Raw genomic sequence first — 12,870 nt, 5'->3', positions numbered from 1 at the left:
GATGAAAGACCAATGCATACAGGCCGTTAAAGATGCGGCTAAAAGAACGCTGACAATGGCAGAGATTAACGGGATTGAAGAACGTATCAGAAGAAGCATGCGTAATTTAGCCCGGAACGATCCGGCCTCTTGGCGCAACCTGAGTGAAGCCGAGCGCCTGCAGCGTGCCGGTCAAATTGCTGCCGATGAGCTACAGCATGAAGCCGCATTAAAAAAGCGCAGAGTGGCGTTAACCATTACAGCACGTCAGCGGCTGGATAGTTACATCAACAGCTATCAGGGCAAGGGCGGCAAACTGGAGGCGCTCAACCGCACTATTGCGTTTCATGCGGATGGCAAGGCTAATTTCCTGTCTGTTGAATCAAGAGCCAAAGCAACGCGCGATTATGCTCTGAGCCAGCTTGAAGAGCTATTCGATGCCATTGACCCGCGTTACTTCCAATTGTTTGAGGATGCTCAAGGGGTTCGTGATCTGGTCTACGAAATGCGGGGCCAGGACACCGGAAACATAAGGGCGAAGAAAGGGGCTCGAGCCTGGAACAAAGTGTCTGAGCTATTACGTCAGCGCTTTAACGATATGGGCGGCGATATTGGTTACCTTGAAGACTGGATGTTTCCTCAGCATCACTCAATGGATAGGGTCGGTAAAGCCAGTAAAGACGAGTGGGTAGGATTCGTTATAGGAAAACTTGACCGGAACAAGTACGTGAAAGAAAACGGTGAATTGATGAATGATATTGAAATCACTGAGTTTTTGGGTAATGCCTATGAAACTATCGCCACCGGTGGCATGAATAAATTAAGCGATACCGGTTTGCGGGTTTCCGGTGCGCGGGCCAACCGGGGTAACGCCGAACGGCAGATCCATTTTCGTGACGCGGAAACATACCTGGAGTATCAGCAGCGTTTTGGTGAAAAGTCGATGTGGGATGTCATGGTTAACCACCTGGAGGGGATCAGCAAAGATATTGCTCTGGTGGAAACCTACGGGCCAAACCCAGACCACGTTTTCCGCTCTTTACTTGATGAGCTATCCAGCGAAGCGGCCAAGGCAAATCCCGGGCGCACATGGCGTACAAATATGCTGAGAAACAGCACAGAGAGCCTGTACAACTTTATCGCTGGCAAAACTCAGCCAGTCGCTAACCCCCATATTGCCCGTTGGTCTAATCATGTCAGAAACTGGCTGATCGCAACCAGGCTCGGTTCTGCGCTGATTTCGTCACTGTCTGATAACGGCACCATGTACCTTACGGCCAAGGTTAATAATCTGCCCATGGGGCAATTATTCCGCAACCAGCTTTCCGCGCTTGACCCAACAAACGCGACTGAATTACGCCTTGCCCGAGGGGCCGGTTTGTCTATGGATACACTGATCGGCAGCGTCAATCGCTGGGCTACCGATAACATGGGGCCGTCGGCGTCCCGGTGGGCGGCAAATGCCGTGATGCGAGCCAGTGGGTTATCTGCGTGGTCTGATGCCAATAAACGCGCATACGGCGTAACAATGATGGGCGGGATCGGTAGCCTGGTGAAGCAACATGGCAGCCTTGCGAAGATTGCGGATGATGATGCGCGCATACTGAAAAGCAAGGGGATCTCAGAGCGGGATTGGGCGGTTTGGAAGCTGGCCGATCAGGAGGATTGGGGTAACGGCAATACAACCATGCTCACACCAGAGAGCATAATGCGCATTCCTGACAGCAAACTGCAGGCGTTAGGTAACCCGGAGCGCATCAAGTTTGAGGCAATGCGTAAATTGCTGGGCGCAGTGAGCGAAGAAGTGGATATGGCGGTAATTTCCCCAGGAGCACGGGAGCGCATGGTTACCGGGGCGAACCTGCAACGAGGGGATCTGAAAGATGAACTAACCCGGAGTTTCTTCCTGTTTAAATCCTTCCCGATCTCAGTCGTAATGCGACACTGGACTCGGGCAATGGGTATGCCATCGGCTGGAGGCCGCGCTGCGTACCTTGCCACGTTCCTGGCTAGCACAACAATTCTCGGCGCACTGTCTCAACAGATAAACGATATGCTTTCCGGCAAAAACCCGCGTGAAGCATTCGGCGATAAAGCTCCACGGTTTTGGATAAACGCTTTGTTAAAGGGCGGCGGGCTTGGGTTATACGGTGATTTTCTGTTTGCCGATCACACTCGGTACGGTGGCGGTGCGTTAGCGTCCATGCTTGGCCCGGTGGCTGGGCTAGTGGACGATGCCGTTAAGCTGGCCCAAGGTATCCCGCTTAATGCCGTTGAAGGCAAGCCGGAGCAAACAGGCGGTGATGCGGTTAAGTTTGTGAAGGGATTAATACCCGGCCAGAATCTGTGGTACACGAAAGCTGCTTTGGATCATATGATATTCAACCAGATGCAGGAGTATTTCTCCCCTGGCTACCTGCGTCGCATGGAGAAACGCTCCAAGAAAGAATTTAATCAAACGTACTGGTGGCGGCCGCAGGATAGGTTACCGCAATAAAAAATCAAAAAAGCCCGAGCGTTCGGGCTTCACTTCTTTCTGTCATGATTTTTGTTAATTCTCAGCAGTAACGAATCACTCGGAGCCTGAGGGTTGATCCTTACGGCATTTTCATCAAAAAGGTATTCACGGCCATCCAGTACAGGCGCTGGATAAATCTTCCCGGCCCGTATCCAACGACGAACGGTTTCAAGACTCCTCGGGCGAGGCAGCAGGTTATTCCATTCCTTCAATGTCAACTTCTTAGCCATGGTGCCCCCTTATTTCATGCGTTATGTTGGTTCAAAACGGGCATTTGTTGGTTCGGTGTTGGTTCAAAATTAAAATTAACCTCCTTTAAAAACAATCATCTTTACAAATTGAACCAACTGAACTTACTGAACCAACATGTTTTATATCACGTGTAGAGATTTTATTCTTCTGGCTGGTTGCTCTCCGGAAGATGATGGATCACGTAAACGTTAATCTGCCGTCCATCAATGCGCGGTGATTTCCGCTGATAACCCCGTCCGCTGGCTGGTGGTGTCAGCATCCCGGCTTCTACCAGCGCCTTGGCAAAATGCTTTGAGTTGAACCCCCGAGCTATCTCACCCTCAAACGCTGCAGGAAACGTGTAGAACACCATGGTGTCACAATCATGTTTACCCCTGTCACGGTATCCGGCCAAGTCTCGAATGGGTAGGCTCTGCGGGTCATAAGGCAGCGGTGCGAACCGGCTCAGGCCGTAGGCATTCAAGAAAGCCTCCGCGGCCTCTATGGCCTGCTGGTGCTCTTTGTTGCCGGTACCGAATTCTTTTACCCAGGCATGAAAGCTGTGCTGGATGGCATCCCGGCAGGCTTGCGCATCCCATCCCGTAATATGGCCTGCCAGTATTAACGCCGCTTCCATCAGCGCGAATTTCTCCCCCACACGGTGAACCTGCTCGCCGTAACTGTCAGGAATAAGCCCGCGCCAGCGTTCCCGCACTGCGCCTGCGGCCTCCTGCGCCTCCTGCTGGTGGTCGGCAAGCCATCGCACCCACTCACGCCCCGCCGCCCCGTGGTGTGCCGTCCATGCATCACGCAGAGCATCAGCATGGGCTTTGCCTGATGGCAGGCCATGAAATACCGTTGCTTTCTCCATGGGCACATTCAGCAGGCGCACCAGTTGGCCAGCCTTAGGCTTAATACCATGGCTCAGCAGATAGGTTTCGATGTCCATTTCCCCCGTGCTAATCGCCACCGTTCGCCAGCGTTTTAACTCCCGGTTGCCGCCGTCTTTAGCGCCCTGCAGTTTCCCCGAACCGTTAAACAGCGTGTAAGCCGAGGTGGCGACCGATTTGGGATCTGCGCCCTGGCCGACCTCATCCAGCGCAAGCAGCCCGTCATGGTGTGACTGTGCTTCGTTGGCAATCCCGAGCGCGGTGCCGTACCAAGTTAGGCGCAGCATGTCGGGGTTACCGTAAAGACTGCTGGCAATGTTGGCTGTAGTGGTTTTCCCTGCGCTAGACTGCTGGAAGAAATGGACGCCAAAGCCGTCAGCGCCCACCAGCCCTACCAGTGGCGCAACCAGCGCGGCAGCAACGCCCAGCATCATAGACGGATTGCCCGCCACCAGCGCGGCTACATTGTCGCGCCAGCTCTGCGCCGTTCCTGCCACGGTATAACCCGACGCCGTCGCGCTCCGCCCGTGGAATACAACGCGCCTTTCGTCATCCCCGATGATTTCCCCATCAGGCATGATATAAACGCCATGCTGCCAGCCCGACAGCGTGGCAACGTTCCATAATTCCCCGCTGTCGCTGTCAGTAAGGTGATCGGCAAGAATGGCGCGTAAGTGCGGTTTGGCCGTAACGCGCAACCCTCTGTTGCTCAGACGTGACCAGCCTTCACGGTTACCAATATCACCGGCCGGAATAGCCTCAGTGCGTTCTGGGCGATTCCCTACCGGTTGCCAACGGAGGATAACAAAATCGCTTCCATCACCTTCACCGGCCCCCAGCACATCCACCGCACCACATAGCCATTGACCAGGGCGGATCACCTCCCCGGATTGCTTATCGATTTTTGGCGTGACCCAATACAGACCGCCAGAACGGGCTTCCACTCGGGGGGCCAGTTCGTCTACAGGTGCACGTTTTCCGCTCGCTTTCCGCATTTCTTCAACCAGGCTTTGCCCCTGTTCGGCCTGCTCACGTACCCTGGCTAAATATTCCCGCCAGTTTTCCGGCTCCTGGTCGGTAATGTCCTTGTAAAGTTTCGCCTCCAACACACCCGCCATCGCCAACTTTTCGCCAATGGCATTAATCTGAATGGGTTCGATATCGCCAGCCAGATAAACCCGGGCAGACTGACGACCTTTATCAATAATGCGCAGGTTATCCAGCTCTGCCAGTTGTCTTTTACCCAGGTAAATCGGGGGCACGTTATCGCCATGCCGATGACCTTCACTCTCGATCCAGTGCTGGGCGTGGGCGTAGGCATCAGCCCCGGCGAAAATAATCGCCTCGGTGAGTTTGTCCTTTGGCAGTTGCTTAACGTTCGGTGCCGATTTCATTCCGAAACCTCCCGGCGGGAATTAATCAGTTCCCGTAATTTCCGGATTTTCTCCAGCGGGTTAGAGACTTCACACCATTCGGTGAATGTCTGTGTTTCAACATGGGTAAACTCCTTTAAAAATCGAGATGTTGGCACTTCGCACGGGGATTCATAACCATCGCGGTAAAATATCACGCGATTAAAGGCGCAGGATTTAATGGTGACGAACTGGCCACGCTTATCCTGATAACGGTCTTTTGGCATGGGTTCACGCATGATTAATCTCCTTGCCTGAGGATTCTGGTAGCGAAACATGCCACCCGGCCGCCTGTGCTATTTCAATAAAAGCCTCGAGGCTGGATACATGCTCATCCTCGTAAATAATTCGTTCGCCAATAACTTTCCCATCTTGATAAGTGGTTAAAATACTGCCGGAATAACCTGCAGTACTACCTTGGTTTTGCTGTGCCTTAAGCATGGGACACCTCCAGAACCGGCAAACGTGCAGACAATGACAGGATGAAGTGAGGGGCCAGCACTTGGCGGGCTTCGCGTTCGGTGGTGGCTACAATAGACAAGCGGCAGGGCTTGGCCTTGCGATCGATGCGAGAAATTGCCAGAAAGCGCCAGATGAACTTATTCGGGGTGAGGGAATTCCGCCCGGTTAAGGGTGTGGTAGTATACATAACAGCTACCTCGATACGTTGATTATCGTTGGTGGTTAGCCCTCGTTCGGTACTGGTAATACCGTTCGGGGGCGTTGTTTTTATAAGCCTCACCGTGATAGGGTATAGACCTAATGAATTTGATACTAGGTCAATAGGTCTATACATGTCAACCGTATTAAGAGACAAAAGCCCCAAAGGTGCCGGGCGCTCTCCGATGTTCAACGTTCGCTTAACACCTGAGCTAAAAGCACAATTCGAAGCCGCGGCCGCCGCCGCTGGAATGAGTTTAGGTAACTGGATGAAGACGCTAGGACGCAAGGAACTTGAGCGCTTAGGCATAGAGCCAAAAGGCTGATTATCTCCGGCACCGTTCCAAAGGGTGGCATTCACAATGCTGCCCTTTTTCATTAGTGCCAATCCAACAGCAGAGCGGCAATGGATTCCTGCCAAGGGAAAGGCTTCTCTCTGGCAAGCTGCGCTATTCATCCTCACCCCCGGCGATCAACTGGTAATCCTTACTGAAGCGCTCCAACGGCTGAACACATGGGTGTTCGTACCCATCACGGTAGAACGTCACCCGCTGGTAATCGGCATGGGTTACTGTCACCCGGTGGCCGTGGGCGTCTGTGTAGCGCTGGTTAAGCTGCGGCTTGCTGGTGGTCATTAGTGAACCTCCAGTAAATCAGGTTGGTACTTACGCCATAGCTCCGCTTCCTCATGCGCTAAAGCCTGCTTCTCTGCCTTGCATGACTGTAAGGCGTGGCCCCGCTTGCTGGCCTTCTTGGCATATATGGCTTTACGTTTGCTGTGGTCATTCAGGAAGGCGAACGGGACGCCATACGCGCCAGTTTTACGGATGGATGGGATAACATCACGGAATACCCAATTACTGAACCGGTGGGAAAATGTTCCGGCAGTGCTCGCCTTGCGGCTGCGGGCGATCAGTTTGTAGAAACCAGACTCAGCAACAACCCCATGATTGGGATTGCCCCGAATACCGTAAGTTAAAGTTACGGTATTCTTCTCATCCTCATCGAGGGCCAGTAAAGCCATACGGGAATTAGTCAGCGCTAGCGCGTCACAAATATCTTTGGCGATAAACCACGGCTCACCATAAATATTCACTACACGCACCGTTATTCCCTCGAATTTGATTACCGATATATCTTGCTCGGTAGCCTTAAAAATATCGCCGTGGCTTTCTTTAGGGTGAGTTTGGCCCTGGCCAGTGTTGGCCGTATTTTTGATTGTCATATTTCAGGCTCCGATTAAGCGACGGTAAATTTCGGGTATAGCGTCAGAATGTCGTTAACTTCCTGCTGTGACAGGCCACAATAACCGCCCACGCTGGCGTTATGGTTTACCAACTGGATCACGCGTAGAGCATCAGCGCGGCAGGTAAAGCGATAACGGAAATGGCTACCGATACCGTCCGGGTTCTTCTCGTCGATACGCTCCAGGAAAATATCAAGACGGCGCTCCAGCTCGCTGGCGTAGTTCCGGCCAGATGAAAGACGGCAATACTTGAGAATGTCGTTCTCAGTCCAGCCATTAACGCCAGTTTTCAGCATAAAGACACGTGCGCGGTGTTTCTTGGGTGCTGGTTTGATGCGATGAGAGGGGCTATTATCAGAGGTGCTAACCTGTCCGACGATGCCCGCCTCTGTGCGGGTTTTCTTTTGCATTACACAGCCTCCCCGCGAGATTCAGCAATACGCTGATTAATCCACTCGCTTACTTCACTTTCAACGAAAGCAATTGAACGAGTACCAATCTTTACGGCTGACGGAAATCGCTTCTGACTGATAAGGCGGTAAATCCACGCTTTACTGTAACCAGTTCGGCGCTGTACTTCTGAAAGGCGGATAAGTGTATTTTCCATATTTACCTCATAACGTCTATTACGGTATACGAGGTATATTTCATCAGATAATTTACGGTGAATGTGGAAGGTAGCTATAAATAGATAGAAGTGGATGACTAGACTTTTGGAAGTAAATTTATGCATTGAATAGCCCACAAATGACTTTTTGGAAGTCCTTCGTTGCGGGCTACTCTGTTTTGGAAGTCATTCCCCTTCCAACTTCGGAGCATGCTCTTCCAACGCAGATTTTAGTAAGTTCGTAAGCGTTCTCGGGTTCATCGTTGAACCTGCACCATACTCATTAATCGCATTTGTTGCCGCTTGCGCCACCGCAGATTTATTTAGTTTCTCTCCATGTAGGTACTTACCTCCTGTTTTTTCTAATGCCACCGCCATACCAGCGATAAGCATCAAGGCGGTATCCCTTCCAGCAAACTCACCCCACTCTATATCATGGTTGTGAGCTATATTTTTTTCAGTGCCATTGTATTTTATTTTAGAGCTGTACCACGATGAGCTACTACTCATTTCATTTTCAACCCAAGGCCATATTTCTGTTGCCAAAAAATCAGCATCAACGATATGTGTGTTAATTCCGATTTCCTCATTTTCAAGAAGCATTAAATCATCTACGCGACCGTTATATTTTTCTGGTAAATATGTAAATGCTCGAATAGGTGTTATCTCTTTTAAAGTTATGGCTTGTTTGATAGCAGTCCTATAAGTTTCGGCTTCCCTCCATCCGGTATAGTTACCATTTATGGCATCATCCACACAACTAACATCATTCGATAAACCAGCCATAACCAGAGCAGCCTGATCCATACTCACTATTCTTAGACGTCCAATATGAATAGGTAATTCCACCATTCGCCACCTCGCGCCCTCTAAGTTTTTGGCGGCTATGCCAGCCCGTAGAGGTGTACGGGTTTTCGGGGATCAGCCTAGACATAGCCTATTCTTTAATCGTCTACTGTAGTCTACTCTGGTAGTTTATCACTGTCGATACATACAGCTAAGCCAGTTTCCCGAACGAGCCATGCACTACATTGCCGCCCTGCTCCAGGTTGTCCATATAGTCGGCATACCACTGAAGCATTTCCCGGCGACCATCCAGGTATTGGGCGTGGTTGTACGTTCCCCGAATGCTGTTCTTATCGACGTGGGCCAGTTGGGTTTCAATCCAGGCGGTCTTATAGCCTTGTTCGTGCAGAATGGTGCTCATGGTGTGGCGGAAGCCGTGGCCGGTTACACGCCCAGCGTACCCAATGCGGCGAACCAGCACATTCATAGCCATTTCGCTCATTGGTTTGCTGTGGTGGATTCGGCCAGGGAACACATAGCCGTAATGGCCGGTCAGCGGTTTAAGTTGCTGCAAGATGCTGATCGCCTGGTTGGATAACGGTACACAATGGGGGCGGCGCTTCTTCATGCGTTCCGGTGGCACTTCCCAAAGCCGGTTATCAAAATCAAACTCCGACCATTCAGCCTTGCGCAGTTCACCCGGCCGCACGCCAGTAATAATTAACAGGCGCATGGCCAGCTTAACGATCAGGCTGCCGGTGTAGGTGTTGAAGGTACGGAAAAAATCGGGCAATTCAGCCACCGACAAAAAGGCGTAATGCTCTTTTTTATGCGGAGAGAAGGCACTGGCAAGATCTGGCGCGGGGTTATATTCCGCCCTGCCGGTGACGATGGCGTATTTCCATACCTCACCACACCGCTGGCGCACTTTGCGCAACTTCTCTGTGGCGCCGCGCTCATCCAATCGGGAAAGCACCCCCATCAGTTCCATTGGCTTTATTTCGGCAATTGGGCGGTGGCCGATATAAGGGAAAACATCGCTCTCGAACGTTTTCATCATTTCTTCGGCATACGACTCAGACCAGCGATCGCGCCGCTTTTCGTACCACTCGCGCGCGATCCCCTCAAAGGTATTGCCAGCCACATCTTGCCGCGCTTGCTTCTCTTGCTTTCTCGCCTCACTGGGATTGATGCCCGATGCCACCAGCTTTTTAGCTTCATCCCGTTTCTGTCTTGCGCCGGTTAATGACACTGTGGGGTAGGTGCCGAGGGATAGCATTTTTGGCTTGCCGTCGAAGCGATAACGAAAGCGCCAACCTTTGGAACCGTTCGGCTCAATGAGTATAGAAAGCCCACCACCGTCACTGAGTGTATAGGGTTTGTCTTGCGGCTTAGAGCGCCGTAGCTCAAGATCTGTGAGGGGCATTGTGTATAGCTCCGAAGAAGATTCGACGTCCTATACACATTACTATACACATAGATGTATAGATTTTGGTAGATGTGGGTAGACCTTGGGATAACGAGATTTCGCTGTAAGGCTTGATTTTACTGGGTTGAGTAGGCTTTGGTAGACGTTGGGAGAAGTGTGTTTGGAGCGGGTGAAGGGAATCGAACCCTCGTATGCAGCTTGGGAAGCTGCCGTTCTACCATTGAACTACACCCGCTTTGGTGTGCGCTTGGCATTATAACCGGTTATGCGCGCCGGGCAAGCGGAGAAAGCATTTAACTGCTGATGTTTTAAGCGGTTAGCAACAATTTATCCTTTCTGTTCACTCCAAGCGAAAAAAAACCGGCACAGTTGCCCGCACCGGTTGATTGATTCACGTAACGTTATTTGCTCGGGCGCATGGCCGGGAACAGGATCACATCACGGATAGTGTGGCTGTTGGTCAACAGCATCACCATACGGTCGATACCAATGCCCAAACCTGCTGTTGGCGGCAGGCCATGTTCCAACGCCGTCACGTAGTCTTCGTCGTAGAACATCGCTTCGTCATCACCCGCATCTTTGGCGGCAACCTGGTCAGCAAAACGCTGTGCCTGATCTTCTGCGTCGTTCAGCTCAGAGAAACCGTTACCGATTTCACGGCCACCGATAAAGAATTCGAAGCGGTCGGTGATTTCCGGGTTCTGATCGTTACGGCGTGCCAGCGGGGAAACTTCCGCCGGGTATTCGGTAATAAAGGTCGGCTGAATCAGATGGCTTTCCGCCGTCTCTTCGAAAATCTCGGTGACGACGCGGCCAAGGCCCCAGCTCTTCTCAACCTTGATGCCGATGGATTCAGCAATCGCTACCGCTTTCGCCATATCGTTCAGATCGTTCAGATCGGTCTCAGGGCGATACTTTTTGATCGCCTCTTTCATGGTCAGCTTTTCAAACGGTTTGCCGAAGTCGAACACTTCATCGCCATACTGCACTTGGGTATTACCCAACACATCCTGCGCCAGCGTGCGGAACAACGACTCGGTCAGTTCGATCAGATCTTTGTAATCCGCATACGCCATATAGAGTTCCATCATGGTGAACTCTGGGTTATGACGCGGCGAAACGCCTTCGTTGCGGAAGTTACGGTTGATTTCGAACACGCGCTCGAACCCACCGACCACCAGGCGCTTCAGATACAGTTCTGGCGCGATACGCAGGTACATATCGATATCCAGCGCATTGTGGTGAGTGACAAACGGACGGGCAGAAGCACCGCCAGGGATCACCTGCATCATTGGGGTTTCGACTTCCATAAAGCCGCGGCCCACCATGAAGTTACGGATCCCCGCCATCACCTGTGAACGCACTTTAAACGTATTACGCGATTCTTCGTTAGCGATCAGATCCAGATAACGCTGGCGATAACGGGTTTCCTGATCCGCCAGGCCGTGGAACTTGTCCGGCAGCGGACGCAGCGCTTTGGTCAACAGGCGCAGTTCGGTACAGTGAATGGAAAGCTCGCCGGTTTTGGTTTTGAACAGCTTGCCGCGGGCGCCGAGGATATCGCCCAGATCCCACTTTTTGAACTGCTCGTTGTAAATGCCTTCAGCCAGATCGTCACGTGCCACGTAAAGCTGAATACGGCCCCCCACGTCCTGCAAGGTCACAAAAGAGGCTTTACCCATGATACGGCGGGTCATCATGCGGCCAGCCACCGTCACTTCTATGCCCAGCGCTTCCAGCTCTTCGTTGTCTTTGCTGTCGTATGCTGCGTGCAGCTTGTCAGACGTGGTATCACGACGGAAATCGTTCGGGAACGCAATGCCGTTCTCGCGCAGTGCGACCAGTTTTTCACGGCGTGACTGCAGCTCGTTATTGAGATCCAACGCCTGCTCGGCGCCTTGTGCTTGTTGCTCAGACATTCTTGTTCCTCATAACCCGGCTTTCAAACTTGCCTCAATGAATTTATCCAGGTCGCCATCCAGTACGGCCTGCGTGTTACGCGTTTCTACGCTGGTGCGCAAATCCTTGATACGGGAGTCATCCAGCACATAAGAGCGGATCTGGCTGCCCCAGCCGATATCGGATTTACTGTCTTCCAGCATTTGCTTGTCAGCATTTTTCTTTTGCATCTCATATTCATACAGCTTGGCGCGCAGCTGTTTGAAGGCCTGATCTTTGTTCTTATGCTGCGAGCGATCGTTCTGGCACTGCACCACAATGTTGGTCGGCAAGTGAGTAATACGCACCGCAGACTCGGTTTTGTTCACGTGCTGGCCACCCGCGCCAGAAGCACGGTAAACGTCAATACGCAGGTCAGCCGGGTTGATGTCAATATCGATATCCTCGTCCACTTCCGGGTAAATAAACACCGAGCTGAAGGAGGTGTGGCGACGGCCACCGGAGTCGAATGGGCTCTTACGCACCAAGCGATGCACGCCGGTTTCAGTGCGTAACCAACCAAATGCGTAGTCGCCGATAATCTTGATAGTGGCAGACTTCAGGCCCGCGACGTCGCCGTCGGACTCTTCAATCACTTCCGTTTTGAAACCTTTCGCTTCGGCCCAACGCAGGTACATACGCAACAGCATGCTGGCCCAGTCCTGCGCTTCGGTGCCGCCGGAACCGGCCTGGATATCCAGGTAACAGTCTGCACTGTCGTATTCGCCAGAGAACATACGGCGGAATTCCAGTTGCTCCAGCTTGACGGTCAGTTGGTCAAGCTCAACCACCGCTTCATTAAAGGTTTCTTCGTCTTCCGCTTCAACCGCCAGTTCCAGCAGGCCGGAAACGTCTTCACAACCTTGTTCCATCTGATCGATGGTTTCAACAATGGCTTCCAGCGCCGAGCGCTCTTTGCCCAGCGCCTGTGCGCGTTCAGGTTCGTTCCAGACGTCCGGCTGTTCCAGCTCGGCGTTGACTTCTTCTAGGCGTTCTTTCTTGGCATCATAGTCAAAGATACCCCCTAAGAACGGCCGTCCGCTCAGACAGGTCCTGAATGCGGTTTTTTACCGGATTAATTTCAAACATGATTTTTAGCGTTCTTACGTTGATGTCGTCGATGGCGAAATGCCATTGGAGCCGGTAATTCTAGCGGATCCAGCGGCCAGTTTAT

At 52.0% G+C, this 12,870-nt stretch carries 15 protein-coding genes and 1 tRNA gene; 2 read left to right on the top strand and 14 right to left on the bottom strand.

The genetic code is table 11. From position 1 onward, the window contains the following. The first annotated feature begins 1 nt into the window (after window position 1). Window positions 2-2,476, top strand: coding sequence for a hypothetical protein (locus WG891_RS01010; protein ID WP_337261250.1), 2,475 nt, complete (start codon window positions 2-4; stop codon window positions 2,474-2,476). Window positions 2,477-2,505: 29 nt separating this feature from the next. Here the strand turns inward: WG891_RS01010 and WG891_RS01005 are convergent, their stop codons facing one another. The 5 genes from WG891_RS01005 to WG891_RS00985 form a co-directional block, all read right to left on the bottom strand. Next, window positions 2,506-2,727 carry an excisionase gene (locus tag WG891_RS01005; RefSeq protein ID WP_337261249.1) on the bottom strand — a complete coding sequence of 74 codons (222 nt, stop codon included), beginning with the start codon at window positions 2,725-2,727 and terminating at the stop codon, window positions 2,506-2,508. 161 nt (window positions 2,728-2,888) lie between these two features. Next, window positions 2,889-5,012, bottom strand: a complete 2,124-nt coding sequence (locus WG891_RS01000) for a DUF927 domain-containing protein (RefSeq protein ID WP_337261248.1) — start codon at window positions 5,010-5,012, stop codon at window positions 2,889-2,891. Further along, the gene (locus WG891_RS00995) at window positions 5,009-5,269 is read right to left on the bottom strand and encodes a DUF4222 domain-containing protein (RefSeq protein ID WP_337261247.1); all 261 of its coding nucleotides are present in this window, start codon (window positions 5,267-5,269) and stop codon (window positions 5,009-5,011) included. The genes WG891_RS01000 and WG891_RS00995 overlap by 4 nt, the downstream gene beginning before the upstream one ends. Further along, entirely contained in the window at window positions 5,262-5,471 is a 210-nt protein-coding gene (locus tag WG891_RS00990) for a hypothetical protein (RefSeq protein ID WP_337261246.1), read from the bottom strand. Before WG891_RS00990 ends, WG891_RS00995 begins: the two co-directional genes overlap by 8 nt. After that, complete coding sequence (locus WG891_RS00985) at window positions 5,464-5,679, bottom strand: host cell division inhibitor Icd-like protein (RefSeq protein WP_337261245.1); 216 nt, start codon at window positions 5,677-5,679, stop codon at window positions 5,464-5,466. Before WG891_RS00985 ends, WG891_RS00990 begins: the two co-directional genes overlap by 8 nt. 145 nt (window positions 5,680-5,824) lie before the next feature. On the opposite strand from WG891_RS00985, the gene WG891_RS00980 reads away from it, so the two are divergent. After that, entirely contained in the window at window positions 5,825-6,016 is a 192-nt protein-coding gene (locus WG891_RS00980) for a toxin-antitoxin system HicB family antitoxin (protein WP_337261244.1), read from the top strand. A 123-nt stretch (window positions 6,017-6,139) separates the two neighbouring features. On the opposite strand, the gene WG891_RS00975 is transcribed toward WG891_RS00980, so the two are convergent. The 9 genes from WG891_RS00975 to prfB all read right to left on the bottom strand — a co-directional run bounded on the left by WG891_RS00975 (window position 6,140) and on the right by prfB (window position 12,785). Beyond that, window positions 6,140-6,325, bottom strand: coding sequence for a DUF4222 domain-containing protein (locus WG891_RS00975; RefSeq protein WP_337261243.1), 186 nt, complete (start codon window positions 6,323-6,325; stop codon window positions 6,140-6,142). After that, on the bottom strand, window positions 6,325-6,915 hold the full coding sequence (locus tag WG891_RS00970; RefSeq protein ID WP_337261242.1) for a BRO-N domain-containing protein: 591 nt from the start codon (window positions 6,913-6,915) through the stop codon (window positions 6,325-6,327). The genes WG891_RS00975 and WG891_RS00970 overlap by 1 nt, the downstream gene beginning before the upstream one ends. Before the next feature lie 14 nt (window positions 6,916-6,929). Then, window positions 6,930-7,346 carry a hypothetical protein gene (locus tag WG891_RS00965; protein WP_337261241.1) on the bottom strand — a complete coding sequence of 139 codons (417 nt, stop codon included), beginning with the start codon at window positions 7,344-7,346 and terminating at the stop codon, window positions 6,930-6,932. Then, window positions 7,346-7,543 carry a helix-turn-helix transcriptional regulator gene (locus WG891_RS00960; protein WP_337261240.1) on the bottom strand — a complete coding sequence of 66 codons (198 nt, stop codon included), beginning with the start codon at window positions 7,541-7,543 and terminating at the stop codon, window positions 7,346-7,348. The genes WG891_RS00965 and WG891_RS00960 overlap by 1 nt, the downstream gene beginning before the upstream one ends. A gap of 186 nt (window positions 7,544-7,729) precedes the next feature. Continuing rightward, on the bottom strand, window positions 7,730-8,395 hold the full coding sequence (locus WG891_RS00955; RefSeq protein WP_337261239.1) for a hypothetical protein: 666 nt from the start codon (window positions 8,393-8,395) through the stop codon (window positions 7,730-7,732). 145 nt (window positions 8,396-8,540) lie between these two features. Further along, a complete protein-coding gene (locus WG891_RS00950; protein ID WP_337261238.1) occupies window positions 8,541-9,755 on the bottom strand; it encodes a tyrosine-type recombinase/integrase in 1,215 nt (404 codons plus the stop codon). 164 nt (window positions 9,756-9,919) lie between these two features. Beyond that, window positions 9,920-9,993 (bottom strand) — tRNA-Gly (locus WG891_RS00945). 166 nt (window positions 9,994-10,159) lie between these two features. After that, window positions 10,160-11,677 (bottom strand): lysine--tRNA ligase, encoded by a 1,518-nt coding sequence (lysS, locus tag WG891_RS00940; protein WP_337261237.1) that lies wholly within the window; start codon window positions 11,675-11,677, stop codon window positions 10,160-10,162. 9 nt (window positions 11,678-11,686) lie between these two features. Further along, a protein-coding gene (prfB, locus tag WG891_RS00935; protein WP_337261236.1) for a peptide chain release factor 2 occupies window positions 11,687-12,785 on the bottom strand; the annotation gives its coding sequence in 2 pieces (ribosomal slippage) (window positions 11,687-12,709 and window positions 12,711-12,785; 1,098 coding nt in all). Window positions 12,786-12,870: the final 85 nt, after the last annotated feature.

Origin of the sequence: Serratia sp. MMO-28 (assembly GCF_037199905.1) — a bacterium.
Classification (GTDB): domain Bacteria; phylum Pseudomonadota; class Gammaproteobacteria; order Enterobacterales; family Enterobacteriaceae; genus Chania; species Chania oryzae.
Note: the sequence above shows the minus strand (reverse complement) of the source record. Positions and strands in the feature narration are given on the sequence as shown.

Bases quoted from the DNA above. Each gene is read 5' to 3' on its own strand.
- WG891_RS01010 (WP_337261250.1), top strand. From the start codon at position 2: ATGAAAGACCAATGCATACAGGCCGTTAAAGATGCGGCTAAAAGAACG.
- WG891_RS01005 (WP_337261249.1), bottom strand. From the start codon at position 2,727: ATGGCTAAGAAGTTGACATTGAAGGAATGGAATAACCTGCTGCCTCGC.
- WG891_RS01000 (WP_337261248.1), bottom strand. From the start codon at position 5,012: ATGAAATCGGCACCGAACGTTAAGCAACTGCCAAAGGACAAACTCACC.
- WG891_RS00995 (WP_337261247.1), bottom strand. From the start codon at position 5,269: ATGCGTGAACCCATGCCAAAAGACCGTTATCAGGATAAGCGTGGCCAG.
- WG891_RS00990 (WP_337261246.1), bottom strand. From the start codon at position 5,471: ATGCTTAAGGCACAGCAAAACCAAGGTAGTACTGCAGGTTATTCCGGC.
- WG891_RS00985 (WP_337261245.1), bottom strand. From the start codon at position 5,679: ATGTATACTACCACACCCTTAACCGGGCGGAATTCCCTCACCCCGAAT.
- WG891_RS00980 (WP_337261244.1), top strand. From the start codon at position 5,825: ATGTCAACCGTATTAAGAGACAAAAGCCCCAAAGGTGCCGGGCGCTCT.
- WG891_RS00975 (WP_337261243.1), bottom strand. From the start codon at position 6,325: ATGACCACCAGCAAGCCGCAGCTTAACCAGCGCTACACAGACGCCCAC.
- WG891_RS00970 (WP_337261242.1), bottom strand. From the start codon at position 6,915: ATGACAATCAAAAATACGGCCAACACTGGCCAGGGCCAAACTCACCCT.
- WG891_RS00965 (WP_337261241.1), bottom strand. From the start codon at position 7,346: ATGCAAAAGAAAACCCGCACAGAGGCGGGCATCGTCGGACAGGTTAGC.
- WG891_RS00960 (WP_337261240.1), bottom strand. From the start codon at position 7,543: ATGGAAAATACACTTATCCGCCTTTCAGAAGTACAGCGCCGAACTGGT.
- WG891_RS00955 (WP_337261239.1), bottom strand. From the start codon at position 8,395: ATGGTGGAATTACCTATTCATATTGGACGTCTAAGAATAGTGAGTATG.
- WG891_RS00950 (WP_337261238.1), bottom strand. From the start codon at position 9,755: ATGCCCCTCACAGATCTTGAGCTACGGCGCTCTAAGCCGCAAGACAAA.
- lysS (WP_337261237.1), bottom strand. From the start codon at position 11,677: ATGTCTGAGCAACAAGCACAAGGCGCCGAGCAGGCGTTGGATCTCAAT.